Source organism: Arthrobacter sp. P2b (assembly GCF_900168295.1).
Classification (GTDB): Bacteria; Actinomycetota; Actinomycetes; order Actinomycetales; family Micrococcaceae; genus Arthrobacter.
Genome location: NZ_FVZL01000002.1, coordinates 210,286 through 235,223 on the forward strand (window position 1 = coordinate 210,286; position 24,938 = coordinate 235,223).

The window sequence follows — 24,938 nt, forward strand, 5'->3', positions numbered from 1 at the left end:
CGCGCACCCTGTAATCACCGGACGGACGCTCCTGCACGTCGCGTGCAGGAGCGTCTCCGCGTGCCTCAGAACGCGTAACGGATGCGGCAGTAGGGCGCGATGTCCTCAATCAGCGCGGTCAGTTGACGCACGTAGCGGCCCTTGGTTCCTGAACGGTAGCGGACGTTGCTGAAGCCGTTGGACGAGACCTTCGATTCCTGCAGGTCCGGGCGCCACAGCACGTTCTCGGCCTGCGGATGCCACCCCAGGTTGACCTCATGGAGCCGCTCGTTGTGCGTCAGGAAGATGACTTCTGCCGCGAGTTGGGCCTTGGCTGCGGCTGTCAGGGTGGCATCAAGCTGGCGTAGCAACTCCTCCCAGTCGCGCAGCCAGGTGTCGGTGATGATGACGGGGGAGAAGTTGACGTGCACCTCGTACCCGGCATCCACAAAGTCGTTGATCGCAGCCATGCGTTCAGCCACCGGCGAGGTCCGGACGTCAATCGATTTGGCTAAAGCCGCGGGCATGAGCGAAAAGCGGATCCTGGTGTGGCCGCCGTGGTCCCAGCCGAGCATCGCCGGGTTCACGTACTTGGTGGCAAAGGACAGCTTGGCGGTGGGCAGGTCGCGGAAAAGCGTAACGAGGTCCTCCACGTTGTCGCTGATCAGCGCGTCGACGGAGCAGTCGCTGTTTTCGCCGATGTCGTAGACCCAGAGTTCCGGGTCGCACTGGTTGGGCTCCAGCTTCATGCCCTGGCGGGTCGCGTGCCGTTCAAGGGCGCCGGCAATCTGGCCGATGTTGGCAAACACGGTTACCGGGTTGCTGTACCCCTTGTGCCGGGGCACGTAGCAGTAGGCGCAGGCCATGGCGCAGCCGTTTGCGGTGGAGGGGGCAATGAAGTCCGCGGACCGGCCGTTCGGCTTGACGGTCAGCGCCTTCTTGACGCCGAGGACCAGCGCCTCGGTCTTGATGCGGGACCAGCGCGGCACGTTCGTTTCATCCCCGTGCAGCTCGGGGATGTTCCAGTGGTTGTCGACAAGCACGACGTCGGCGTCCGGCCAGCGTTCCACGACCTCCTTGCCGCGGGGCAGCTCCAGGGCAGCGGGCTGCGCGTAGATGCGGCGGATTTGCAGCAGCCGGTTGAATTCCACGGTTCCATTCTCCCAAGGCGGCAAGGATGGCGCGGGCAGTTAAGCCCACGGCATGTGCTGTGGCGGCCATCATCCCCTGCCCGGGTCATTCCCGCCGCGCTAGACTGGAGCGATCATGAACGGCGCCCGTCTCCGTCTTCTTGCCTGGGTTATGGCCCTGGCGGCCTTCCTCGCGGGCTGCACACCCGCCGTCGGCCATCTCGACGCCGTCACTGAACAACCCGTCCCGGCCTCTTCGGCCCCGCAGGCCGCGGGAGACGTCGTCGCCCCTCAGCCGGCCCCCTCGTCTACTCCCACCCCCGCCCCGGCTTCTGCCCCGCCCGAGGTCCCGGCGCCCGCCCCCGTACCCCAGCCATTCGCCCTCAACCTGTACCAGGAGGGGGACTTCGTGCCGCAGTACACCTTCGACTGGTGTGTAGCGGCGAGCATCCAGATGGCGCACAACCTCATCGATGACACCGGGGGCGGCACCTGGACCGATTCCACCCAGCAGGGAGTCCTGTGGGAGATGGCGCGGGCACGGTCGAACAACTCGTTCAACGGCGCCAACCCGCTCGGCTGGGCGCAGGTGCTGACCGAGGCTGGAATGGGGCCATACACGGTCGTCAGCGTTCCTGACTATGAGGATGCGCTGCAGACGGCGGCGCGCGCCATCACGGAGACCGGACGGCCGGTGGGGCTGGTCATGTGGAGCGGCCGCCACGCATGGGTGATGAGCGGGTTCGAGTCCCTTGGCGATCCCGCCCGGTTCCCGGAGTTCCCGGTCACCGGCATCCGCGTCCTGGATCCGCTTTACCCGCACGGCAGCGAGCGGTGGGGTCCGTCGCCCGAGCCCAACAGCCTGCTCACGCCCGAGCAGTTGGCCATGCAGTTCGTGGTCCGCGAGCCACGGCGCTGGAGCAGCGACCTGCCCACCGGCTACATGCTCGTCCTGCCGCGCGCCGCTGCCTGAGCACGCCGCAACCGTTGCGCCGTTCGGGGGCCCGCCGTTCCATGCGGACCCCTAATACGCGGTGACGGCCACCGTGCGTGTCGCCAGGACCTGGCCTGTGATCCAGTGCAGGAAGTCGACCGCGATGGTGTACCGGCCCGCCGCCGGTGGGCGCAGCAGGAAATCGAACTTTTCGGCTGCGCCGGATTTGAGGATGCTGGTGACCAGCGGCTGGCCGACCTGGGAGGGCTGAACGGCCGGTCCGTCCGGGTCGGGGGTATTCCAGAAGGGACGGCCATCGTGCGAGATCAGTTCGGCAATCTCGGCCGGTTGGCCGGCCGCATCGAGGAACCGGGTACGGGTGGGGAAGTAGTCGACATTCACCATGCGGACCAGCGTGGGAGCGATGCCGTCCCTGACCACATTGGCGCGCATCGCGCTGATGGCCCATATCCTGTCCCCCCTGGGCCGGGTGGGTACCGTGCCGCCCAGGAGAACGAAGTGTTTTGGCTCGAAGCGGTTGAGGCCTGCGTCGTCCCCGGACAGACCGGCCGCGTGGTTCAGTTCGTGCCAGCGCGGGTCAATCGAATAGGGGGCGATCAATGTCTCGGTGGCGATGTCGTACAGCGGGCCGTCAGTTGAGTGGCGGCGGGTTCCCTTGGGGGGCGGGGCAGTGGAACTGACCTGCGGATCGACGATGATGGGCCCGAACATACCCATTTGTACGTGCATGGGGGTGTTGACGTGGCAGTGGTAGAAGTAGGTTCCAGCAGAACCGCGGTTGGGGTTGCCGGGGACGCCGACCTCAGGCCTCCACTGGTAGGTGTACTCCCCGGTGACTTCGAATGAGGTGTGGCCTACGCCGTCGTTCCGGGGGTCGGGTTCGATGCCGTGCCAGTGGATGGTGTGGACCCTCTTGCTGGGTTCCACCGTGCCGTGGAACAGTTGCCCCTCCGTCAGCCGCAACAGCGGCCCGGGAAGCCCGCGGCCGGACCTCTCGTCCTCGAAACTCCAAAACTCGATTTCAGGGCCGTTGGGCACCTTCAGTTTCCTGTTGAAGAAATCGAACACCATGCTGACGTCCGGGCGCTGGCGGAACTGAGTTTCCGGGCTTCCTTCATGAGGCTGGTCCGAGGCGAACTCCACCTGGCTCCGGTACAGGTGATGACCGCCTGCCACGGTGCCCGGAAGCCCTGGCTCAGGAATCGTGCCCGCTGCCAGGACCCAGTCCGCCACGAGGCCGCCGGGGTACAGCCCGCCGGCCGCCGTCTGCGAGGGCTCCGCGTGGCAGTGCATCGGATACTTCCAGTCGCCACTGCGGGCGTTCCACACCTGGTCCACCACCTCGGGTGGACGCCGGACGGGAAGCAGCGACTCCTTTCGGTCCATCGGTTCGAGCTGTACTGTGTCCTCCCAGTGTTGCAGGAGCACGTCCCCGTCCGGACTGACCCGCCCGCCACTGCGGGGGAAGTCTTCGCCATTGGCGCGCACTGTCCAGACGTGATTGCCGTGGTAGTGCAGCTGGTGGTCCACGATGCCGGCGTTGACCATCCTCATCAACTGGCCGGTCCGCACGGCGCCGGGGCTTGGCGAGGCGCTGAAGTTCCGAACATCCGTTTCGCGCGGGTGGCCGGAGGGGAGCGTGTCCTGCTCCCGGCGCTCATTGAATTCCTCATCTGTGGTGACCGCCAGCGACTGGAAGCCTGCGTAACCGTTGAGGGTGAAGTAGCGGGGTACGGCCGGGGTTGAAGCGGGATTGACCGTTTCGCCGCGGGAAGCGATGCGGGCCCAGTTCGGATCCACGTCGTGGCACAACCACAGCCATTGCCGTTCGAACTCGGTCCCGCCCGGGAAAAGCTGCCAGGCGCTGGACGGGTTTATCACCACAAGCGCACCGTAGAGGCCGAGGGTCCGTTCCACGGATGCGTTTCCCGGGTCCGTGAACACATAGGTCCCGGGCGGTGGTGCTTCGAACTCAAGGAGAGCCGATGTCCCCGGAGCAACAGGGCCCGTCGTTTCGTCCTGTTCGGCGGGACCGGCGGTATGGAACCGGAGTTCGTGCGGTTGTGGAAGGTGGTTATGCACTCTTATCCGGACGGTGCTGCCTGTCTCGGCGATGAGGGTACGGTCCGGAAAATAGCTGGCCCAGTATTCCTTCCTGGCCAGGTACTCTCCGGGATTGTCCGGGTCGGTCTGCAGGGCCGCGGGCCTGCCGTGCGGCGGCGTCGGGGCGTCCAGAGGATACGTCCGGCTGGCCACCAGTTGTCCGTCCGCGGTGAAGACCCGTGGGCTCATCCACAGCGACGGGCTGGTGTCGGTCACCGTGGTGGGGCGCTCGCCGAAGCCCCGGTGGTAGACCAGGGAGCCGTCCACCATCGGGACATAGCCTTCATTGATGTGGACGTCCAGGATGTTCATGACCGCACCTCTTCGGCGGCCATCGGCGGCAGGGCCAGCTGGTAAGTTACGTCCCGTTGCTCGTCCGAGTAGTCCAGCTCCAGCTCGAAGGCATCGCGTGGGGCAAGGTAGCTGATCAGAATGTGCTCCGATGCGTGCGGTGCTATGGGGCCGGGGTTGCGGTCAGAGTCGCGTGGAGTGACTGTTGTCCCTGAGGGACGCAGCTTCAGCCGCAGCTGCCCCGGGCTGAATAGCACTGGTACCGGCCCGGCATTCCGGAGCTGCACTTCGACCAGGACGACGTCGGACCAGGTGAGGTTTACTGGTTCCGGCCCCGCCGGGGCGGCCGGCGTCCAGTCATCGTGGCCGTGTCTATCGAGGCGGAGCTCTTCTCTAGTGCTGGCCCGCCGGACCTGCGTGCTGCCTCCGGTGCCCCTGCCGGCGTTCATGTGTGAAGCAGCCGCCGCCAGGGTCCGGAAAGCCGGTTGGCCCTGGGCATCCAGGCGGGCGAGGCGTCCGGCCCGAACGATGGTGAGGGAACCAAAAACCGTGGCCACACTCGTGGTTGTGGTCTGCGGGCTTCGTCCCACAACGCCGTAGCTGCCCCCGGCCAGCAGCAGGAAAGCGCCGCCACCGAGCACCAGTCCGAACTGGCGGCGGTTGAGGCATCGATTGGAAAATTGGCTTGCATGAGAATTCATCTCGCCTCCCATGTTGTTGCGGATTAGGCTCATCGTGCTGGCAGCCACCTGCGGAAACCTTGGAGGTCCTGCCGCCGCTTAGCCCTTCCTGATCCTGCCGGCGCGGAGGAGGGCAGCAACTCCCGCGGCCAGCCCGAACAGTCCTGCCGCGAAGGCCACCCAGGTAAGCGCCGGGACAGATGCGCCGGTGGTTACCGAGGCAGCGGGCACGACGGCGGTTTCCGCCGCGGGTGCTGAGGCGTGGCCATGCTGGGTGGTCGAGGCAGCGGTGGTGGTGAAGACCGGGGCGGGGTCCTGGGGCTCGCCTTGGCCTTCGACCACCGGATCGTCCCAGTTCCGGACGCTGCCGTCAGAGTAGGTCTGCGCCGCGGGCAGCAACACAGCAGTACCGGCCTTCGGAAGCCGCCCCACAGACAACGAGAAGGTCTGGTACTGGTCCTCGGTCAGCTGGCTCTGCACGTCGTTGGCCGTCCAGGTTACGGACAGGGGCGCTTCGGTGACGGTGGCCCCGTCCACGGTTACCGGCTGCGGCAACGTGCCTTTGGCGATGTGGGCGGTCCAACCCGGGACGGGCTTCACGCGGACCGACGTGAACGGTGTTGCCGTGGGCAGATCCACCTTGACGGTGGTGGTTGTGGCGGTCTTGGATTCGCTGGGAACCTTGAAGGTCAACTGGGTGTACCCGCCTTCGTCGGTACCTTCCGGGGTCACCGACACGTGGGCGGACGCGGCATCGAGGCCAACCGTCAGAAAGGCTGCCGTGGCTGCCCCGATGGTGGCTGCTCGCAACGAACGAGGGGGTCTGGTTGTCATGGAGAGTCCTTTTACAGGTGGGCGACAAAACACAGCATGCGGGGATGACCCCGGAAATACCTTGTGAATAGCAAGTGCGGACGCCCGGGTTGAACCGCTGTCCGCTCCGCCATCGGGAGCGCTACGCTGCCACATCCTCACGCAGGCTACGGGCATGACTGTTCGCAGTTCCGGCGCGCGGATCCCCGGGGCCCGGTTCACGGCGGAAGATGATCATCACGGTGAGAATGCCCAGCATCAGGGCTGCGATGGACCACATTGCGGGGCCCGCCAATTCTGCGGCAGCCGCGGGCGACTGCCCCCACGGCCGGCCTGCAGAGGTGGACCAGGGCAATTCCATGGACGGAGCCTGCTCCATCAACCTCCATCCGCAGAATGCGTAGAGTCCGACTATTCCCGCCAGGACAGGCAGCCGCCTGCCCGGGGCGCCGCCGGTGCCCGGATCCTGGTTCCCTGTGAGTGCGGCGGTGGCCAGGCAGCCGGTCACCAGGGCAAGCAGGCTCATGGCGCTGTAGCCGATTTGTCCGGTGGCCGCCCAGTCGAGTAAGGGGGTGTAGTAGATGGCGAAGAGGGACGCCGCGAGAAGGGGAACTGCGAGAAATGGATCCCTCGTCAGTGCTGCGAGGACCGGCTGCACGGTCCGTTCCAGGAACTCCTTAGCCCCGGCGCTGCCGTCAGTTCTGGCGAGGACGGTCAGGGTGGCCAGGGTCAGCGGGGCGGCCGGGACGAGCAGCAGCGGCACGATGGCAGTGAGCAACATCTGTGTCAGCACGTGGGCGTTGAACAGGTAGCCCTGATAGGCATGCACGCCGCCGTTGGTGACGATGAACAGGACCGCCACTCCCGCCAACCACAGCAGGGTGCGATGTACGGGCCAGGACCGGCCGGTTGTGTGGAGCCGCCGTATGCCCGCCAGATAGATCACGACGGCGAACCCGCAGACCAGGCTCCACAACGGATCGGGGGCCCAGCCGGACAGATATTCCCACAGCCCGGGCTCGGGAAGCACGGGGCCCGGCTCCCCGGATGTGGCGGCTGGCGGCGGTTCCGTCCGGGCAAGCGCCGCGGCCATCCCGGAAGCGATCCCCATTACGGCGAGCTCGGCAACGGCGAGGGCGGCGAAGAGGCGGCCGCCCCGTTCCGGTGCAATCTCCAGCCGGTTGATCGACCAACGGCGGTGGAACGCCCCGAATACCCCGAGGATGATGAGCACAGCGGCCTTTGCAAGGACGATTGCGCCATAGGGGCTGAACACGGCTTCGATCGTGCTGATTGTTGCCAGGGCGCCCATATATCCCGAGACCGCAAGGGCTATGAAGCACACCAACGCCAACGTCGAGTACCGGCGTACCGTCGCGCCCAGCTGGCCGGGCGGCAGCACAGGCCGCAGCACCATCAGGGCCAGCAGGCCGCCGAGCCAGACGGCCGCTGTGGCCGAATGCACGAACAGCGCGGTGGTACTGTCCGCATGGTCGGTGCTGCCGGCGGCGTGGGATGTCATGACCAGGGGCAACAGGCCAGCGAAGGCTGTAACGGTGGTGAGTGCAAGCATGCGGGGGCCCCGCAGCCGGGAGCAAGAGATAGCCACAGCTGTTGCTATGAGGATGGTCAGAGTGCCGGACCGGCCGGCATCGATCCCGGTCAGGAACGTCAGGAATGCCTCATCAAACCCGGCTGCAGGGCTCCTGTTGGCCATGAACAGGAAACTCGCCGAGGTATGGATGCAGGCTCCCGCGGCCCAGACAGCCGCCGACCATCCTGCCCATCGAAGAGCCTTTAAGTAGGCGGCTCCGCCGCGGGGGAGGGCACACGCCGCGAGCACGAGGGCACCGATAGTGCCGGCACTGGCGAGGTTGCACAGAAGCTTCGCGGCGGGCAGTCCCCAGGTCACGGCCAATCCTGCCCTGTCCAAGGGCCCCGGGTCCGCGCCGCCGCCGTAATTGTAGGCCCACGCCAGCGACAGCATCCCTGCCACCAGCAGCGCTGTCCCGGCCACTGCCTGCATCTTCAGCGACATCGCGCCCCTTCCGCGGCCCTCCGGCCCTTATCCTGGTGGCGCAGCAACGCCGCCTGATGTTGTGCCAGCTTCGCGTGCGCCACTTGGGAATTCCTTGGCATCCCACCCGCGGTTCTCCATGCTTGGCCTGGACGGTAGACTTGGATGGGCCGTTCTCCGGCCATTGCCGCCCACGCCCACCGCAGACGATCCGGGCCGCGGCTTATCCCTGCTGTGAAAGGCTTTACCTGCTGTGATTACTGTTCAGGATCTTGAACTGCGTGCCGGCGCCCGGCTCCTGATGGACCAGGTGAGCTTCCGCATCGACAAGGGAGACAAGATCGGGCTCGTCGGCCGTAACGGCGCGGGCAAGACTACCCTTACGCGCGTCCTTGCCGGGGAAGGCCTGCCGGCCGCCGGCAAAGTGACCCGCACCGGCGAAATCGGCTACCTGCCGCAGGATCCCCGCACCCCTGACATGGAGCAGCTCGCACGGGACCGCATCCTGTCCGTCCGGGGCCTGGACATCGCCGTCGGCAAACTCCGGACCGCGCACGACGAAATGGCGAGCGACGATCCCGCCGTCCAGCGCAAGGCGATGAACCGCTATGACCGGCTCGAGTCCGAGTTCTTGGCAGCGGGCGGATACGCTGCCGAGGCCGAGGCTGCAGCCATCTGCTCCAACCTTGCACTGCCGGACCGGTTGCTGAACCAGCCGCTCAAGACCCTCTCCGGTGGCCAGCGCCGCCGTGTGGAGCTGGCGCGCATCCTGTATTCGGATGCAGAGACCATGCTCCTCGACGAGCCCACCAACCACCTCGACGCCGATTCCATCGCCTGGCTGCGGGACTTCCTGAAGAACCACCAGGGCGGCCTGATCGTGATCAGCCACGATACTGAGCTTCTCGAAGCCACCGTGAACAAGGTCTTCCTGCTCGACGCCAACCGTGCGCAGATCGACTTCTACAACATGGACTGGAAGCGCTACCTCACCCAGCGCGAAACCGACGAACGTGCCCGCAAGCGGGAACGCGCGAACGCCGAAAAGAAGGCCCAGGTCCTGTTTGACCAGGCCAACAAGATGCGTGCCAAAGCCACCAAGGCCGTCGCAGCGCAGAACATGGCCAAGCGTGCAGAACGCCTGCTCAGCGGACTTGAAGCCGTGCGCGAGCAGGACCGCGTGGCCGCCCTGAGGTTCCCGGACCCGTCACCCTGCGGCAAAACCCCGCTCACCGCGGAAGGCCTCAGCAAGTCCTACGGTTCGCTCGAGATCTTCACCGATGTGGACCTGGCCATCGACCGCGGCTCCAAGGTGGTCATCCTCGGCCTCAACGGCGCCGGCAAAACCACCCTCCTGCGGATGCTCGCGGGCGTGGACCAGCCGGACACCGGTGACGTTATTGCCGGCCACGGCCTCAAGGTGGGCTACTACGCCCAGGAACACGAAACGCTCGACGTCGACCGCACCGTGTTGGAAAACATGCGTTCCGCTGCCCCCGACATGAAGGACGCCGAAGTCCGCGGCATCCTCGGTTCATTCCTGTTTTCCGGCGACGACGTGGACAAGCCCGCCGGCGTCCTCTCCGGCGGCGAAAAAACCCGCCTTGCCCTGGCCACCATCGTCGCGTCCAGCGCGAATGTGCTCCTCCTCGACGAGCCCACCAACAACCTCGACCCCGCCAGCCGCGCCGAAATCCTTGGCGCCCTCAAGAACTACAGCGGCGCCGTCGTCCTGGTCAGCCACGACGAAGGGGCGGTCGAAGCACTCAACCCCGAGCGCGTTGTCCTGCTGCCCGACGGCGTCGAAGACCACTGGAACGAAGACTACCTAGACCTGATAACCCTGGCTTAAGCCTTCTTCCCTGTTGGTGCGCCGTGGTCGCCTTCGCTCCGCAGCGCGCGCGATTTCCCGCGTGCTGGCTCGTCCCTCGCCTTTGACGCACGCTACATAAATCACCCGCACTACCTCGCTTGTGGGTTCGTCACCGGTCAGCGTGGTTCAGTTGTCAGCGGACGGGCAGTTCCTTTGCTTCGGTGATTCTTTGCAGCTCTTTGTAGGTGATGCTGAACATTGAGTTGTGGTCGCCTGCTCCTGCCCAGAGGAGGTTGTGCTTCTGGAGCGACTCGTCCAGGAGCGTCCTGATCTTTTCGGGGTGGCCAACCGGGGCCACTCCGCCTACATGCTGGCCGGTGTGCTTCAGGACGAAGTCTGGGGAGGCCCGTCGGATCTCTTGTTCTCAATCCTCCGCGACCGGACAGCCTGCTGCCTGTCGGCGCCCCTCCCGTCGGCCCTGGCGCATTGCGCACTTAGGCACAAGCGCAGCAGCGTGGGTGATTTATGTAGCGTGCGTCAAAGGCGAGGAACGAGCCAGCACGCGGGAAATCACTCGCGTTGCGGAGCGAACGGAACCACGTACGCGGACGCACCTAACGGCGGAGCGGGAGACCGTCAGTAGCCCTGGGCGTCGAGGAGGGCGTCTTCCTCTTCTTCGGCGGTCGGATGCTTTCGCTTGCGCGGGAGCGGTGCACGACGGCGGGCTGCCGCGGCAGCGGAGTGAACGGGGCTGCCCGAATCCAGCGACCCGTCCATGCCTTCAGCCTCATCTTCGGCGTCGATCGCCGCGTTGCGGGCCTGCTGGCGGGCCGCGTAGCCGAAGCCGACGAACATCAGGACACCGAAGGCGAACCACTGCAGGGAGTAGGACAGGTGCGTGCCCTCCTCGGTGGACGGCTTCGGGAAGGCCGCCGGCATCTGGGCTGCCGGCGGTGTCTCCGACGCGAGCTGGCCGTAGGCGCCGGTGAGCAGGGGATACCCGAGCTGTGCCGAGTACGCAGTGAGGTCGATGGACGCCAGCTGGCCTTCGGGCGCGCCGCGCTGCAGTTCAGGTTCCGGGTGCTTCAGGCGCACGACGGCGGTCACCTCACCTGCCGGCGGTTCCGGCACCGAATCCGGGCTTCCCGGGTTCTTGTTGCCGATGGGCAGCCACCCGCGGTCAATCACTACCGTTTCACCGGACGCCAGGCGGAAGGGGACAACCACCTCATAGCCGGGCTGGCCGTTCAGCGGACGGTTGCGGACAATCCGCTGGCCCGCCACGTCGTAGGTGCCCCTCAGTTCCACCTGGGTCCACTCCTTCGCAGGGTCCAGCTCCATGAACTGGTCCCGGACTTCAGCAAAGGGAACGGGGGCTGCGGAGTAGTTGGTCACCACGCGGTTGATCTCCGCGAGCGTTTCAGCGCGGCGGTCCATCTGCCAGCGGCCCAGGAAGACGCAGGCGGTGGCAAAGATGGCAGCCAGCAGGAGGTAACCCAGCCACTTGCTGGAAAAGAGGAAACGGTACATTCAGCGGTCCTGCTCCAAAAGGCCAGCCGGGGAGCCGGCATCCAGCGGGAGGGTTTCCTTCCAAAGCCCGCGGGTCTGCAGGTAATCCTCCAGCCAGTCCCGGTGCTCTGCGCAGGCAAGCCAGATCTTGCGGCGCTCGGGGGTGTGGATCTTGGGATTGTTCCAGAGGAGCTGCCAGGAGGCGCCGGACCGGCAGGCCTTGCGTGAACAGACGGCGGCGGCCTCCGCAAAGGACAACTCAGACCCTGCAGCGAAATCAAAGATGCTCATGATGCCTTCCGCTCCTCCCCGGGGCCGGTCTCGTCGTCGTCGTTAATCAACTCGCCCTGCAGGACCTCGTCGCCGGGCCTCTCGGCAGCCGAGGGTTGGGGCGGGCTCTCTATCTCGGCCAGCGGCGCGGAATCCAGCAACAGGTCGCTGTGTGCCTCCGCCTTATCGTTGCCGTTGGCGATGACCACCGCAATCCATGGGAGGAAGACCGCTCCGGCAACCATGAGGATCTTGAACCAGCCGTCCACCACGAAGATGAGGATCAGGCAGACCATGCGGATGCCCATCGCCAGCGCGTACTTGATCATGCGCTTACGCATGTCCTCAGAATGGGCTCCCGCGGCATCCGTAATGCTGTGAACCTCCGAATCGCCGGAGAACCGCCCGGGTTCTTTAGGCGCGGATTGTCCCGCATGGTTTTCAAGGGTCACGGTGGTTTATCACGCTCCAAAGGCTTGCATCAATTCTCTCACCATCGGCAGTGGCACCCAAACCCGGGCCAAAGCGGGCGCTAAGATCGGAGGCAGTCAAATCACACCCTTTGCTACCGCGGCGCAGCATGCCGCAGAATTCCGGAGCCTCTAAATGACTGAAGCAGTTTCCGCCCCCCGCAGCGTCCTGATCACGGGCGGCAACCGCGGCATCGGCCTGGCCATCGCTGAGGCTTTCCTGGCCAATGGGGACAAGGTGGCGGTGACTTACCGCAGCGAGTCGAAACTGCCCGAAGGAATCCTGGGCGTCAAGGCCGACGTCACCGACGAGGCCTCCGTGGACGCGGCCTTCAAAGAGGTTGAGGCTGCCCACGGCCCGGTCGAGGTCCTGGTGGCGAACGCCGGCATCACCAAGGACACACTGCTGCTGCGCATGAGCGAAGACGACTTCACCTCCGTCATCGACACGAACCTGACCGGTGCCTTCAGGGTCATCAAGCGGGCCTCCAAGGGCATGATCCGGCTCCGCAAGGGCCGTGTTGTCCTCATTTCCTCGGTCTCCGGCCTGTACGGTGCGCCCGGACAGATCAACTACTCCGCCTCGAAGGCGGGCCTGGTGGGCATCGCCCGTTCCCTGACACGCGAACTCGGTTCCCGCGGCATCACCGCCAACGTGGTGGCACCGGGCTTCATCAACACGGACATGACCGCAGAACTCCCCGAAGCCACGCAGAAGGACTACCTCACCAGCATCCCGGCCGGCCGCTTTGCCGAGGCCTCGGAAGTTGCCAACGTGGTCCGCTGGATCTCCAGCGACGAAGCCGCCTACATTTCCGGCGCCGTCATCCCGGTGGACGGCGGCCTGGGCATGGGGCACTAAGGCACAACCTGCACCGGCGGACGCACGCGGACGGCACATGCTCACCCCGCCGCCGCGAACGCCTCTTCCAGCCAGCCTGCCACTTCGTCGTCAATGTCCTCGACGGTGCGCAGTTCCAGGTGATGCATCCAGACGCCTGGGGATGGATGGACTATTTCCTTAAACCGGGAAGACTCCAGACGGCGGGGGAGGACAATGGACAGCACGGCCGGAACATCGGTTTTAAGATGTCGGCGCGGATTCCAGACATAGGCGAATCCGCGCCGGTTCCGGAAAGCCACCTGGCTAATGGTGGTATGCACCGTGGCCGGGACGGCGCCGCTTAGAGCCCGCCCTACCGCCTCATAGATGCGCAGTCTCTCAGGTGAATTGCTGAAGACCTGTTCCGGCGTGGACTCCGCACTGGCCGGCCGCTGCTGTGCCATACGGGGAGCCTACGCCGGGTCAAGGTGTGCAGCACCGTCAAACTAGCTGGCATCGCCTTCTTTGTGGAGGTCAGACAACGGAATCAGCACCGGCCGCTGGCATGATGGACTGCAGACCAACTCCGACTTAGACGTTTCGAACAAAAGGAGCCCCTATGGGACTGCTGGACAACAAGACCGCCATCGTCACTGGATCATCGCGCGGCATCGGCGCTGACGTGGCCAAAATCCTCGCCGGCCAGGGCGCCGCCGTCGTGGTCAACTACCGCCAGAAGGCGCCGCGCGCCAACAAGGTAGTGCAGGGCATCGAGGCCGACGGCGGCCGCGCCGTCGCCGTGGGCGCAGACCTCACCACCCAGGAAGGCGTGCAGGCCCTGGCCTCCGCCGCGATGGAAAACTTCGGTTCCCTGGACATCCTGGTCCTGAACGCCTCCGGCGGCATGGAAACCGGCATGGGCGAGGACTACGCACTCAAGCTGAACCGCGACGCCCAGGTCAACATGCTCAACGCCGCGGTGCCCCTGATGAAGGAGGGCTCACGGGTGGTCTTCGTCACCAGCCACCAGGCGCACTTCATCAACACCGTCCCCACCATGCCTGCCTACGAGCCGGTGGCCCGCAGCAAGCGCGCCGGTGAGGACGCACTCCGCGATCTCATTCCCGCACTGGCCGAGAAGGGCATCTCCCTGGTGGTTGTGTCCGGCGACATGATCGAGGGCACCGTCACCGCCACGCTGCTGGACCGCTCCACCCCCGGAGCCATCGAGGCCCGCCGTGCCGAGGCCGGGAAACTGTACTCAGTGGAGGAATTCGCCCAGGTGGTGGCCGGCATGGTGACCGCCGACGTGGAATCCGGCCACACCGAGTACGCCGGTGGAGCCGACTACTTCGGCAAGGGCTCCGGCCAGCCCGCCAGCTAGACTCTTCGCACAACGAAATGACAGTTCGCGGCAATGTTCCTTCGGGACACTGCCGCGAACTGTCATTTCGCGGTTAAGTCGCTAGACGTTAGACGCCGGCGACGTACTTGACGGCGTCGAGGTAGGGCATGTTGACGGCGGCATCCGCCACGGCCCGTACGGCAGGCTTGGCATTGAAGGCGATGCCGATGCCTGCGGCGCCGAGCATGTCCAGGTCGTTGGCCCCGTCGCCAACGGCAATGGTGTGCTCCAGGGCAATGCCTTCCGCGGCGGCCCATTCCCGCAGGAACTTCTCTTTGGCTGCACGGTCCACCACGGCGCCCAGCACCTTGCCGGTCAGTGCGCCGTCAACGATTTCCAGCTCATTGGCCTGCCAGTAGTCCAGGCCAAGGTCAGCGGCAATGGGCTCGAGGATCTGGTTGAATCCGCCGGAGACGACGGCCACCACATGGCCGGCCTTCTTGAATGCCGCAACCAGCTCCGCGGCCCCCAGGCTCAGTTTCACTTCAGCGCGGACGTTATTGACGACGTCGGCGGGCAGCCCAGCGAGCACCGCCGCCCGGGCGTGCAGGCTCTGGGTGAAATCCAGTTCCCCGCGCATGGCGGCTTCCGTGACGGCTGCCACCTCCTCGCGCTTGCCGGCGTATGCCGCAAGGAGCTCGATGACCTCCTGCTGGATGAGGGTGGAGTCGACGTCCATGATGAGCAGTTTGCGCTCCGCGGCACGGAGCCCGGCCGGAACCAGCGCGGTGTCCAGGCCATCGATGGCCCTGTCCGCAATGGCCCGCCGCAGTACGGCGAGGCCGGCGGCGGTGGCATCCGGAAGGTCCAGTCCGGCGACGTGCACCCCGTAGCGGTCATCGCCCAGGGAGTCCTCTGACTGCACAACCGCGCCGTGGGCGGCGAGGACGGAACGCAGCTGCTCCAGCCCGTTTGGAGTCATATTTTGGCCATAGCTGACCGCAGTCACGTTCGAAGTCATGCCTTCAATCTTATCCAGTGGGGCCCGGGCCCCTTGAATTGCGTCCCGCCGGCAGGGAACCGATGTCCGCTACATCAGCTCAGGCAGAGGCAGAACGGGTGGCCGGCCGGATCAAGGAACACACGGAACGTGGTGCCCGGCTGGTATTCGTGAACTCCAGTCGAGCAGGGTGCCGTAGAACTCGGCCAGGATTTTGGGGTCCGGGCAGTCAAGGACAACGACAGGGAAGCGTGCGATAGCCATAGCCAACACTCCAGGTGCGGCCTCCGGGACCACCTACAGTTTTGTGGGCTTGAATGTGCGTAGTCGGGCTGGTCACATCAGTTATCAGTCGCCATGTTTTTTGTCCTAGTGTCTACTCCTATGAGTGATGTTCTGGAATTGGATGCCGTCAGCGTTGTCCGCGGCAAAAAGACCCTGTTGGACAAGGTTGACTGGCAGGTCAATGAAGGCGAACGCTGGGTCATCCTGGGCCCCAACGGAGCCGGCAAAACCACCCTCCTCCAGATCGCAGCAGCACGCCTCCACCCGAGCAGCGGCACGGCCGGCATCCTCGACGAAACCTTGGGCCGCGTGGACGTCTTTGAACTCCGCCCCCGCATCGGCCTGTCATCGGCAGCCCTCGCCACCCAAATCCCTGAGCATGAGAATGTCCTCAACGTCGTTGTCACCGCGGCCTACGGCGTCACCGGCCGCTGGCGGGAAGGTTACGAGCGCGACGACGAGCGCCGCGCCTTCCGCCTGCTGAACGACTGGGGGATGGGTCCCCTGCTGAACAGGACCTTTGCCACCCTGTCCGAGGGGGAGCGGAAGCGTGTCCAGATCGCCCGTGCCCTCATGACGGACCCCGAACTGCTGCTGCTGGATGAGCCCGCTGCCGGCCTTGACCTGGGCGGCCGCGAAGAACTGGTCCACAAGCTGGGCGAACTGGCCAGCGACGAGGCAGCGCCGGCCATGGTCCTGGTGACCCATCACCTTGAGGAAGTTCCGCCGGGCTTCACCCACGCCATGCTGTTGCGCGACGGCGGCGTGGTGGCCGCCGGACCCATCACCGAAGTCCTCACCGATGAGCACCTCAGCGCCACTTTCGGCCTCGCCCTGGATGTGACGGAAAACTCCGGCCGTTACTCCGCCACCGCCCGCCGCTAAGGCAGGGTTCACCGCCAGCAGTGGAGATCCTTAGCAGCATCCTGGTCTTTTTCGCGGGCCTGTGGGCCGGCACCATCAACGCAGTGGTCGGCTCCGGCACGCTGGTGACCTTTCCCGTACTCATTGCCCTCGGCGTCGCGCCGGTGGTGGCCTCCATGAGCAACGCCATGGGGCTGGTGGCCGGCACGGCGGCCGGGGCGTGGGGTTACCGGCGCGAGCTGGCAGGCCGGGGCCGCCAGCTGATGAAGCTGCTGCCGGCCTCACTGCTCGGCGGAATCACCGGCGCCTACTTGCTGCTGCACCTGCCCGAGCAGGTCTTCCACTATGTGGCACCCGTCCTGCTGGTGCTTGCCCTGCTGATGGTGGTCTTCCAGCCCAGGCTTCAGGCATGGGTGCGCAGCCGCGAGGAGAACCCGGAACATGCCATCCGGGACCGCAGCCACGGCGTGCTCCTTGTGGTGCTGGTGTACCTCGCAGGCGTGTACGGGGGCTACTTCGTGGCAGCCCAGGGCATCCTGCTGGTGGGCATCCTGGGCGTGTTCCTGACCGGGACCATGCAGAATGCCAACGCCATGAAGAACATCCTGGTGCTCGGCGTCAACATGGTGGCGGCCGTGTCGTACCTGATCTTCGCCTTCGACCGGATCAACTGGCTGGTGGTCCTGCTGATCGCCGTCAGTTCCACGATCGGTGGCCTGGTTGGTTCCAAGGTGGGGCGCAAGCTCTCCCCGAAGGTCCTGCGGGCCGTCATCTTCACCCTTGGCATCGTGGCCCTGGGCGTGATGGTCGCCAACCTGCTGAAATAATCACCCGGTGACGTTCCACTATCTAGAGTCCGCCGATGATCCCCGGGTGGGCGACTACACCACACTGACCGATGTGCACCTGCGGAAGCTCCGGGAACCACGCGAAGGCATGTACATCGCTGAATCCTCCCGGGTCCTGCGCCGTGCCCTGGCGGCCGGGCACCAGCCGCGGTCGTTCTTCCTGGCCGAGAAATGGCTTGCAGACCTCGACGACGTCTTCCAGGCATACCCCGACGTTCCGGTTTTCATCGGGAAGGCAGCCCTGCTCGAGGAAATCACCGGCTTCCACCTGCACCGCGGCGCCATGGCCGCCATGCACCGCCCCGCCCCCGTGCCGCTGCCCGAACTGCTGGCGGGCGCGCGCCGGGTGGCAGTCCTGGAGGACATCGTGGACCACACCAACGTGGGCGCCATCTTCCGGTCCGCCGCCGCCCTGGACATCGACGCCGTCCTGGTCTCACCCCGCTGCGGGGACCCCCTGTACCGCCGCAGCGTCCGGGTCAGCATGGGCACCGTCTTCCAGGTCCCCTGGGCACGCCTCGAAAGCTGGCCGGCAGACCTCCAGGTACTCAAGGACCACGGCTTCACCGTTGCCGCCCTGGAGCTGACGGCGGACGCCCAGGACGTGGATGTGGTTGCCGCCCGGAACCCGGACAAGCTGGCGCTGGTGCTCGGCACGGAAGGTGCCGGCATGAGCGCCGAAACACTTGCCGCCGTCGACCTCGCCGTCAAGATCCCCATGCGCAATGGCGTGGATTCGCTCAACGTTGCTGCCGCATCTGCTGTGGCCTTCTGGGAGCTGCGGGCGCGGCCCCAAGCCTCCGCCGCCGAATTGCATACTCTGCCACAGCCACGTTGATGACCCACCCGGCACCCATGAGCAGTGCCCGCCCTGCCTCGCCGGGCTGGCCTGCGAGCACCATCCACGGGATCGATACGAGAGCCTGGGTCCCGGCTGCGATCCCGATGGCGTAGGCGCGGGTCATCCACGCCCCGTGGTGCTGATACCTGCGCCTGGCGAGGGCCCTCACCCCCAGGATGATGCTGGCAAGCATGGCGGTTCCGAAGATCAGGCGCAGGATGAAAAGTGCGGGGCCGTCCCCCTGTGGAAGGTCGTAGAAGGCGGCCATCCACAGGCCGGACAGGGCCACCAGGAGGCCGGCGGGTATCAGGACAACGCCGGCTGCCCGGTGCCAGGCGGTACGGCCGGAGCGTCCCCTGCGCAGGCCGGGGACAAACTGGAACGCCCCCAGCAAGCTGTAGAGAATGGCAGCGGGTATGTGCACCATCACGGGTATGGGCGAGGCGAAGAACCGTGCATTGGCAGGCGTAACAGGAGCGCCCCCGGTCAACTCGGCCATGCGCAGGGAACCGAAAATGACGGGGATGAGGCTGACAAAGATGAGGCCTGCCGGTACCAGCCAACCTGCCTGCCTGCGCCGGGCCGGCGCCTGAGTCGCTATCGATTGAGTCGCCATGTCTCGTCTTCTTTCCGCAGCTGCCGCGTCGAGGTGTACGGCGTACACCCGTTCTGCGACCAAATCTAGGTGTACGCTGTACACCTGTCAATGGCTATTACGGGCGGGAAGATATGACAGACCTCAACGAACGGCCTGCACGGGCACCCAGGGGTCCGCTTAGCAGGCAACGGGTGCTTCGCGCTGCGCTCCTGCTGGCGGACCAGGCCGGGGTGGATTCATTGAGCATGCGCAGGCTCGCCGGGGAGCTGGGTGTGGTGCCTATGGCCCTTTACAAGCACGTGGCGAACAAGGAAGAACTGCTGGACGGCATGGTGGACGCCATCATTCAAGAGATCGCACCTCCTCCGCCGGGCCTTCCATGGAAGGAGGCCGTCCGGGTGCGCGTGCTCTCAGCCAGGACGACGCTCCGCCAGCACCCCTGGGCCCGCCGCGTCATCGAAACCAGGACATCGAAGACCCCCGCCGTTCTCGATTACATGGACTCGTTCACCAGGATATTCCTGGCCGGCGGGTTGTCTGCGGACCTGACCCACCACGCGTTGCACGCACTGGGCGGGCGCATGTGGGGCTTCACGCAGGAATTGTTTGACAAACCCGCGGCAGCGGAACAAGCCGCCGACGTCCCGCCCCACATGCAGCTGGCCATGATCCGGCAGATGGCCAGGCTGTACCCGAATATTGCCGCTGTCGCGGCGCCCGGAGCCCATGATGGAGGCACCGTGGTTGCTTACGGCTGCGACGACCAGTTTGAGTTCGAATTCGCCCTTGACCTGCTGCTGGACGGCATTGAGCAGCTTCACGCCCAAGGCTGGACGTCCCCGCGCTCCCTCCCGCCCGGGGAGTAGCGGCGCGGTTCGTCAGGCCCGCCGGCATCCGCTATCATTGATAGCTGGTTGTCCTGCTTTTTCAGCCTCGGCTGCAGCAGCCGCAGCCATCCCATTCATACCTGGCAACTGGCAAAATCCAGTTGCGTTGAACAAAGGTCCCATTATGAAGTCTGATATCCACCCGAAGTACGAAGCTGTTGTTTTCAACGACCTGGCCTCCGGCACGAAGTTCCTGACCCGCTCCACCGTGTCTTCCTCGAAGACCATCGAGTGGGAAGACGGCAACACCTACCCGGTCATCGACGTCGAAATCTCCTCCGAGTCCCACCCGTTCTACACGGGCAAGCAGCGCATCATGGACTCCGCAGGCCGCGTCGAGCGCTTCAACGCTCGCTTCAAGGGCTTCGGCGGCAAGAAGTAATCCACTTCGCCCAAGCTTCATGACGAAAGCCCGCACCGGCAACGGTGCGGGCTTTCCGCGTTAACGGCCACGCCGCTTCTGCGGCAGGATGGATGGCATGACGCACCCTCCGCTTCCTGAAACCCACCCTGCCGCAACCGAACGCCTGCACGGCGAATACAAGGTGCCGGGCGGGAAACTGGTGGTGGCAGACCTCGCCGTCGCCGATGGATCACTGGCGGACGTCTCCATCAGCGGTGACTTCTTCCTGGAACCCGACGAGGCCCTCCTGGACATCAACCGGGCCCTCACCGGCCTGCCGGAAGCAACGCCCGCCGCCGAGCTTGCCGAGGCCGTGACTGCCGCGCTTCCGGCTGATGCCGCCCTGTTCGGCTTTTCGGCAGACGCCGTGGCGATCACCGTCCGGCGTGCCCTGGCCAAGGCCACGTCGTGGGCGGACCATGACTGGAACATCATTGGCCCCACCGTTCTGCCCACCGAGATCAATGTCGCCCTTGACGAGGTCCTGACCGAGGAAGTGGGCGCAGGCCGGCGCAATCCCACCCTGAGGTTCTGGGACTGGGAGGAACCCTCCGTGGTGATCGGCAGCTTCCAGTCCTTCCGCAACGAGGTGGATCCCGACGGCGTGGCGAAGCACGGCATCAAGGTTGTCCGCCGCATCAGCGGCGGGGGAGCGATGTTCATGGAGGCCGGCAACTGCATCACCTACTCGCTGTACCTGCCCCAGACCCTGGTGGACGGCATCAGCTTCGCGGATTCCTACCCGTTCCTGGACGCCTGGGTCATGGCCGCCCTGGAGAAGCTCGGCATTACGGCCTTCTATGTACCGCTGAATGACATCGCCACGGACCAGGGAAAGATCGGGGGCGCCGCCCAGAAGCGCCTTGCCAACGGCGGGATGCTGCACCATGTCACCATGAGCTATGACATCGACGCGGACAAGATGGTGGAAGTCCTGCGCATCGGCAAGGAGAAGCTGTCCGACAAGGGGACCCGCAGTGCCAAGAAGCGGGTGGATCCGCTGCGCCGGCAGACCGGCCTGGCGCGGACTGCCATCATCGCGGCAATGATGGACGTGTTTGCCGAACGGTACGGCGCCACCCCGTCAGAGCTGTCCGAGGCGGAGCTGGCCGCAGCCCGTGACAGGGTGGCCGCCAAGTTCGGCACGGAGGAGTGGCTGCACCGGGTCCCCTGAGTGCCGAGGTCAGGGAGCAGGTGAACCAACGACGGCGGCCTGCGCCGTGAGTGCCCGCAGCAGGTGGCTGCGCTGCTCCACGATGATGCGGCGCAGGGCCCGCGGAGCATCGGTATGGGCCGCCAGCCACTCGTCGGTCCTGCGCAGCACCGGATGCTCCGCAGGCTCCATCCCTTCCGCCAGGTCCTGGTCCAGAGGAAACAGGCCGCGGACAATCCGGCTGGCGATTTCGATACTGCGGCCCTCCCACACATCCAGCAGGCGCTCAAAGTACGGTTCCACATACGGCTCCAGCAGCGCAGCCGGTGCCGTGGTGAAACCGCTGATCGTCGCGCTGAGCAGCTGGTTGGAGAGCGTGTCACCGTGGACAGCCTCCTTCCACGCCGCGGCCTTGACCCTGGGCTCCGGGCGGGCAGCGAGCGCTGTGGCATGCCCCGCCCTACCTGACGCCGTGGTGTCCCGTGCCAGCTCGGCGTCGAGTTCCGCTACGGTCGCTTGGCCGTTGGCCGCGAGTGCGTGCCAGAAGTGCCAGCGCAGTTCGGCGTCCACCGCCAACCCCTTCACCGGGGCTGAGCCGTCCAGGAGGCCTTTAAGCCGGGGCACCAGGGTTCCGTCGTGCCTGCTGAGTGTGCCGAGGGTCCGGGCCCAGGCGAGCTGGTGGTCGGAACCCGGGACGGCCCGGTCCAGTTCCGCCGCCACGGTTGCCAGGAAGGATGTCCGGACGGCTTCCCGTCCGGGGGCCGGTGTGTAGCGTTCGACGGCGGTACAGGCGTTTTCGAGGATGTTCAGCAGGACGCCGATGCCGGTTTCCGCCGGCCCAAACGCAGCCACTGCGTCCACATACCGTGCCGCAGGGCTTTCGCCGTCCCTTGCGGAGTTCCAGAGCGCAGTCCAGCAGAGGGCGCGGGCCATCGGGTCGGAGATCCTGTCCAGCGATGCCAGGACGGTTGCCAGGGACACCGGGTCCAGCCGGACCTTCGCGTACGTCAGGTCGTCGTCATTGAGGAGCAGCAATGCGGGCCGTGGCTTTCCTGACAGCTCCGGCACAGCGGTGAAGGCACCGCTGACATCGGTTTCCACGCTGCCCGTGCGGACCAGCGCTCCTTCGCCGTCGACGTCGTACAGCCCCACCCGGAGCCGGTGCGGCCGCGGCTCGTTACGTCCCGTGACCGGATCCGTGGCGTCCTGGACGATGCGCACGTCGCCCAGGACGCCGTCGTCGTTCCCCTGGCCGGCGGCGATGTCCAGCGAGAGGGTGGAAATCCCTGAGGTCTGCAGCCATTGCTGCGCCCAGCCGGTGAGGTCCCGCCCGGAGGAGGCACTGAGGGATTCCAGGAGGTCCGCCAGGGTGGTGTTGGAGTAGGCGTGCTTGCGGAAGTAGTCGCGGGAGCCGGCGATGAACGCGTCAAAGCCGACGTAGGCTACCAGTTGCTTCAGTACCGAGGCGCCCTTGGCGTAGGTGATGCCGTCGAAGTTCTGCTTGGCGGCTTCGAGGTCGGGGATGTCCGCGACGATGGGATGCGTGGTGGGCAGCTGATCCTGGAGGTAGGCCCAGGCTTTGCGCTTGTTGGCGAAGCTGACCCAGGCGGAATCCCAGTCAGTGGCCTGGTCCACGCCCAGCGTGCCCATATAGTCGGCGAAGGACTCCTTGAGCCAGAGGTCATCCCACCACTGCATGGTCACCAGGTCCCCGAACCACATGTGTGCCATCTCGTGCATGAGTGTGTTGGCGCGGCCCTGGTACTGGGCGTCGGTGGCACGGGACGTGAAGACGTAGCTGTCCGTGAACGTCACCAGGCCGGGGTTCTCCATGGCGCCGAGGTTGTATTCGGGGACGAAGGCCTGGTCGTACTTGCCCCAGGGGTAGGGGTAGGCGAACAGCCGGTTGAAGAAGTCCAGGCCGTTTTTGGTCAGCGTGAACAGCTGTTCCGCGTCGAAGGATTCCGCCAGGGACGCCCGGCAGTAGAGGGCCAGCGGGATGTCGAGGGAGGTCCCGTCGTCGAGCGTTGCCTGCCAGCGGTCCTCGGCCTTGAAGTACGGGCCGGCCAGCACTGTGGTGATGTACGTGGACATCGGCTCAGTCGCGGCAAAGTCCCAGCGTGCGGTGGCAGGGTCGCTGGTGAGGAGCGTCCGGGCGGTTTCCATCCCGTTGGAGGCGACCTGCCACCCGGCGGGCGCCATGACGTGGAAGGTGAAGGTTGCCTTGAGGTCCGGCTGCTCGAAGTTGGCAAATACGCGGCGGGCGTCAGCCGGCTCGTACTGGGTGTACAGGTAGCACTGCCCGTCTGCCGGGTCCACGAACCGGTGCATGCCCTCTCCGGACCGGCTGTACAGGGCGGTTCCGGTGACGGTGACCTGGTTCCGGGACTGCAGGTTGTCCAGCCGGATGCGGGCGCCGTCCACCACGTCCTCCACGGGCAGCGCCCTGCCGTTGAGGACCACGCTGTAGACGCTGCTGCCAATAAAGTCCAGGAAGGTAGAAGAACCGGGCTCCGACGCGGTGAAGGTGATGACGCTGCGGCTGGTGTAGCCGGCAACGTCCGGGTCAGCCGCCTGCCGCACGTCCAGCGACACGTCGTAGCTGGCGGTGCTGATCACGGCAGAACGTTCAGCGGCTTCATCGCGGCGCAGATTCTCATTTGACACCGGGCTATCTAATCACGGGCTGGGTGCCCGGATGTCAGGCAGCGATCAGCAGGGCCGCCGCCAGGCCCAGCACGGCGATCAGCAGCCAGGACGCCAGCGCGGCCAGCAGTGCACGCCCGCCGGTCAGCAGGAGCGTCCGGATGCGCACCGCGGAACCCAGCCCGAACAGCGCGGCGCCGAGCAGAACGTCCTGCAACGCGGCCCCTGCCGCGAGCCAGTCCTCCGCCAGCCAGCCCGTGGACCGGAGCCCCACCATGGCCACGAATCCCAGGACGAACAGGGGCACCACCGGCGGAAGTTTCGTATGCCCGCCGTCCGTGTCCGCGTCAGTCCGGACGGTGAGGCGCTGGTGCGTTCCGGCCAGGGCTGCCACGGGTGCCAGCAGGAGCACCCGGGTGAGCTTGACCACGACGGCGATGCCCAGTGCCGCCGTCCCCGCGGTTTGCGCGGTGGCCACCACCTGGCCGACGTCGTGCACGGAGGCGCCGATCCAGGCGCCGAAGACCGGGGCTGTGAGCTGCAGAGGGTGGACGAACAGCGGCAGGACGCCAATGGCAAGGGTTCCGCAGAGCGTCACCAGCGCCACGGGCAGGACGGTGTCCACGTGCCGGATCCGCCGCACGGCCGCCATGGCGCCGATGGCTGATGCACCGCAGATCGAGAATCCGGTAGCCACCAGGAGCGACGTGACCGGGGGAAGCCGGAAGAGCCTGGAAATCAGGTAGGTCCCGCCAAAGCTGGCAGCCACAACCCCTACAATCAGTGCCAGGGCCAGCCAGCCCAGCCCGAGGACGTCCATGATGCTGACCTTCAGGCCGAGCAGGACAATCCCGCCGCGCATCAGGTGCTTACCGGCAAAATCCAGGCCGGGCCGTGCCCGGCCCGCGGTCCACACGCCGGCTGCCGGCAGGTTGGCCGCCAGGACCCCGAGCACCACGGCCAACGTCATGGCGGGCAGGACCGGCACCAGCCAATGCACAAGGAAGGCGGCCACCAGTGCGGCGGCTGCCGTGGCCAGTCCGGGAAGCAGCCGGTCAGCGCGGCGGGGGTTGCCCGGACCCGGCACTGGGAGGCTTCTGCTGACTGGCACTCACCTACTGTGCCGGAAAAGGCCCGGAATGCACGAACCCGTGCCGCTGCGCCAACACGCCAGAAGGGACGGCAGTAATGAATTCGAAACAAAAAGATGGTTGG

24 protein-coding genes and 1 pseudogene are annotated in these 24,938 nt (G+C 66.0%); 10 read left to right on the forward strand and 15 right to left on the reverse strand.

Annotated features, from left to right (window positions below):
- Positions 1–65 precede the first annotated feature (65 nt).
- Complete coding sequence (locus tag B5520_RS05540; RefSeq protein WP_079596077.1) at positions 66–1,130, reverse strand: spore photoproduct lyase family protein; 1,065 nt, start codon at positions 1,128–1,130, stop codon at positions 66–68.
- A gap of 115 nt (positions 1,131–1,245) precedes the next feature.
- Between B5520_RS05540 and B5520_RS05545 the strand changes: the two genes are divergently transcribed.
- Positions 1,246–2,082 carry a hypothetical protein gene (locus tag B5520_RS05545; protein WP_079596078.1) on the forward strand — a complete coding sequence of 279 codons (837 nt, stop codon included), beginning with the start codon at positions 1,246–1,248 and terminating at the stop codon, positions 2,080–2,082.
- 51 nt (positions 2,083–2,133) lie between these two features.
- On the opposite strand, the gene B5520_RS05550 is transcribed toward B5520_RS05545, so the two are convergent.
- The 4 genes from B5520_RS05550 to B5520_RS05565 all read right to left on the reverse strand — a co-directional run bounded on the left by B5520_RS05550 (position 2,134) and on the right by B5520_RS05565 (position 7,989).
- On the reverse strand, positions 2,134–4,479 hold the full coding sequence (locus B5520_RS05550) for a multicopper oxidase domain-containing protein (RefSeq protein ID WP_079596079.1): 2,346 nt from the start codon (positions 4,477–4,479) through the stop codon (positions 2,134–2,136).
- Positions 4,476–5,159 carry a hypothetical protein gene (locus tag B5520_RS05555; protein WP_139386211.1) on the reverse strand — a complete coding sequence of 228 codons (684 nt, stop codon included), beginning with the start codon at positions 5,157–5,159 and terminating at the stop codon, positions 4,476–4,478. Before B5520_RS05555 ends, B5520_RS05550 begins: the two co-directional genes overlap by 4 nt.
- 78 nt (positions 5,160–5,237) lie before the next feature.
- Positions 5,238–5,972, reverse strand: a complete 735-nt coding sequence (locus B5520_RS05560; protein WP_079596081.1) for a YcnI family copper-binding membrane protein — start codon at positions 5,970–5,972, stop codon at positions 5,238–5,240.
- A 121-nt stretch (positions 5,973–6,093) separates the two neighbouring features.
- Positions 6,094–7,989, reverse strand: a complete 1,896-nt coding sequence (locus B5520_RS05565) for a cytochrome c oxidase assembly protein (RefSeq protein WP_079596082.1) — start codon at positions 7,987–7,989, stop codon at positions 6,094–6,096.
- A gap of 232 nt (positions 7,990–8,221) precedes the next feature.
- Between B5520_RS05565 and B5520_RS05570 the strand changes: the two genes are divergently transcribed.
- Positions 8,222–9,820: an ABC-F family ATP-binding cassette domain-containing protein gene (locus B5520_RS05570; protein ID WP_079596083.1), complete on the forward strand. Its 1,599-nt coding sequence runs from the start codon at positions 8,222–8,224 to the stop codon at positions 9,818–9,820.
- A 154-nt stretch (positions 9,821–9,974) separates the two neighbouring features.
- Here B5520_RS05570 and B5520_RS05575 read toward each other — a convergent pair.
- From B5520_RS05575 to B5520_RS05590, 4 genes and pseudogenes are all read right to left on the reverse strand, one after another.
- Positions 9,975–10,196, reverse strand: a pseudogene (locus B5520_RS05575) (YbaK/EbsC family protein); the annotation flags it as partial.
- A 221-nt stretch (positions 10,197–10,417) separates the two neighbouring features.
- Positions 10,418–11,311: an SURF1 family cytochrome oxidase biogenesis protein gene (locus B5520_RS05580; RefSeq protein WP_079596085.1), complete on the reverse strand. Its 894-nt coding sequence runs from the start codon at positions 11,309–11,311 to the stop codon at positions 10,418–10,420.
- Positions 11,312–11,581, reverse strand: coding sequence for a hypothetical protein (locus B5520_RS05585; RefSeq protein ID WP_079596086.1), 270 nt, complete (start codon positions 11,579–11,581; stop codon positions 11,312–11,314). It lies immediately after the preceding gene.
- The gene (locus tag B5520_RS05590; RefSeq protein ID WP_079596087.1) at positions 11,578–12,012 is read right to left on the reverse strand and encodes a DUF3099 domain-containing protein; all 435 of its coding nucleotides are present in this window, start codon (positions 12,010–12,012) and stop codon (positions 11,578–11,580) included. The genes B5520_RS05585 and B5520_RS05590 overlap by 4 nt, the downstream gene beginning before the upstream one ends.
- Positions 12,013–12,166: 154 nt before the next feature.
- Here B5520_RS05590 and B5520_RS05595 point away from each other — a divergent pair, with 154 nt between their 5' ends.
- Complete coding sequence (locus B5520_RS05595) at positions 12,167–12,892, forward strand: beta-ketoacyl-ACP reductase (RefSeq protein WP_079596088.1); 726 nt, start codon at positions 12,167–12,169, stop codon at positions 12,890–12,892.
- A gap of 41 nt (positions 12,893–12,933) precedes the next feature.
- Here the strand turns inward: B5520_RS05595 and B5520_RS05600 are convergent, their stop codons facing one another.
- Positions 12,934–13,317: a DUF5655 domain-containing protein gene (locus tag B5520_RS05600; RefSeq protein ID WP_079596089.1), complete on the reverse strand. Its 384-nt coding sequence runs from the start codon at positions 13,315–13,317 to the stop codon at positions 12,934–12,936.
- A 155-nt stretch (positions 13,318–13,472) separates the two neighbouring features.
- Here B5520_RS05600 and B5520_RS05605 point away from each other — a divergent pair, with 155 nt between their 5' ends.
- Positions 13,473–14,237, forward strand: coding sequence for an SDR family oxidoreductase (locus B5520_RS05605; protein ID WP_079596090.1), 765 nt, complete (start codon positions 13,473–13,475; stop codon positions 14,235–14,237).
- A gap of 88 nt (positions 14,238–14,325) precedes the next feature.
- Here the strand turns inward: B5520_RS05605 and serB are convergent, their stop codons facing one another.
- Together serB and B5520_RS23155 are read right to left on the reverse strand one after the other, a co-directional pair.
- Positions 14,326–15,219: a phosphoserine phosphatase SerB gene (serB, locus tag B5520_RS05610; RefSeq protein WP_079596091.1), complete on the reverse strand. Its 894-nt coding sequence runs from the start codon at positions 15,217–15,219 to the stop codon at positions 14,326–14,328.
- A 111-nt stretch (positions 15,220–15,330) separates the two neighbouring features.
- Positions 15,331–15,462: a hypothetical protein gene (locus B5520_RS23155; RefSeq protein ID WP_303048424.1), complete on the reverse strand. Its 132-nt coding sequence runs from the start codon at positions 15,460–15,462 to the stop codon at positions 15,331–15,333.
- A gap of 120 nt (positions 15,463–15,582) precedes the next feature.
- Between B5520_RS23155 and B5520_RS05615 the strand changes: the two genes are divergently transcribed.
- The 3 genes from B5520_RS05615 to B5520_RS05625 are packed head-to-tail and all read left to right on the forward strand — an operon-like array spanning position 15,583 to position 18,033.
- Positions 15,583–16,368 carry an ABC transporter ATP-binding protein gene (locus B5520_RS05615; RefSeq protein ID WP_079596092.1) on the forward strand — a complete coding sequence of 262 codons (786 nt, stop codon included), beginning with the start codon at positions 15,583–15,585 and terminating at the stop codon, positions 16,366–16,368.
- A gap of 20 nt (positions 16,369–16,388) precedes the next feature.
- On the forward strand, positions 16,389–17,174 hold the full coding sequence (locus B5520_RS05620; RefSeq protein ID WP_079596093.1) for a sulfite exporter TauE/SafE family protein: 786 nt from the start codon (positions 16,389–16,391) through the stop codon (positions 17,172–17,174).
- A 7-nt stretch (positions 17,175–17,181) separates the two neighbouring features.
- Positions 17,182–18,033: a TrmH family RNA methyltransferase gene (locus B5520_RS05625; RefSeq protein WP_079596094.1), complete on the forward strand. Its 852-nt coding sequence runs from the start codon at positions 17,182–17,184 to the stop codon at positions 18,031–18,033.
- Here B5520_RS05625 and B5520_RS05630 read toward each other — a convergent pair.
- The gene (locus B5520_RS05630) at positions 17,936–18,652 is read right to left on the reverse strand and encodes a DUF2306 domain-containing protein (RefSeq protein WP_079596095.1); all 717 of its coding nucleotides are present in this window, start codon (positions 18,650–18,652) and stop codon (positions 17,936–17,938) included. The genes B5520_RS05625 and B5520_RS05630 overlap by 98 nt on opposite strands.
- Positions 18,653–18,765: 113 nt before the next feature.
- Here B5520_RS05630 and B5520_RS05635 point away from each other — a divergent pair, with 113 nt between their 5' ends.
- The 3 genes from B5520_RS05635 to B5520_RS05645 all read left to right on the forward strand — a co-directional run bounded on the left by B5520_RS05635 (position 18,766) and on the right by B5520_RS05645 (position 21,098).
- Entirely contained in the window at positions 18,766–19,500 is a 735-nt protein-coding gene (locus tag B5520_RS05635) for a TetR/AcrR family transcriptional regulator (protein ID WP_079596096.1), read from the forward strand.
- A gap of 145 nt (positions 19,501–19,645) precedes the next feature.
- On the forward strand, positions 19,646–19,903 hold the full coding sequence (locus B5520_RS05640; protein WP_003802336.1) for a type B 50S ribosomal protein L31: 258 nt from the start codon (positions 19,646–19,648) through the stop codon (positions 19,901–19,903).
- Between the two features lie 97 nt (positions 19,904–20,000).
- Complete coding sequence (locus B5520_RS05645; RefSeq protein ID WP_079596097.1) at positions 20,001–21,098, forward strand: lipoate--protein ligase family protein; 1,098 nt, start codon at positions 20,001–20,003, stop codon at positions 21,096–21,098.
- A 9-nt stretch (positions 21,099–21,107) separates the two neighbouring features.
- On the opposite strand, the gene pepN is transcribed toward B5520_RS05645, so the two are convergent.
- Both pepN and B5520_RS05655 read right to left on the reverse strand, forming a co-directional pair.
- Positions 21,108–23,744 (reverse strand): aminopeptidase N, encoded by a 2,637-nt coding sequence (pepN, locus tag B5520_RS05650; protein ID WP_079596098.1) that lies wholly within the window; start codon positions 23,742–23,744, stop codon positions 21,108–21,110.
- Between the two features lie 34 nt (positions 23,745–23,778).
- Positions 23,779–24,834: a YeiH family protein gene (locus B5520_RS05655; protein ID WP_079596099.1), complete on the reverse strand. Its 1,056-nt coding sequence runs from the start codon at positions 24,832–24,834 to the stop codon at positions 23,779–23,781.
- Positions 24,835–24,938 lie beyond the last annotated feature (104 nt).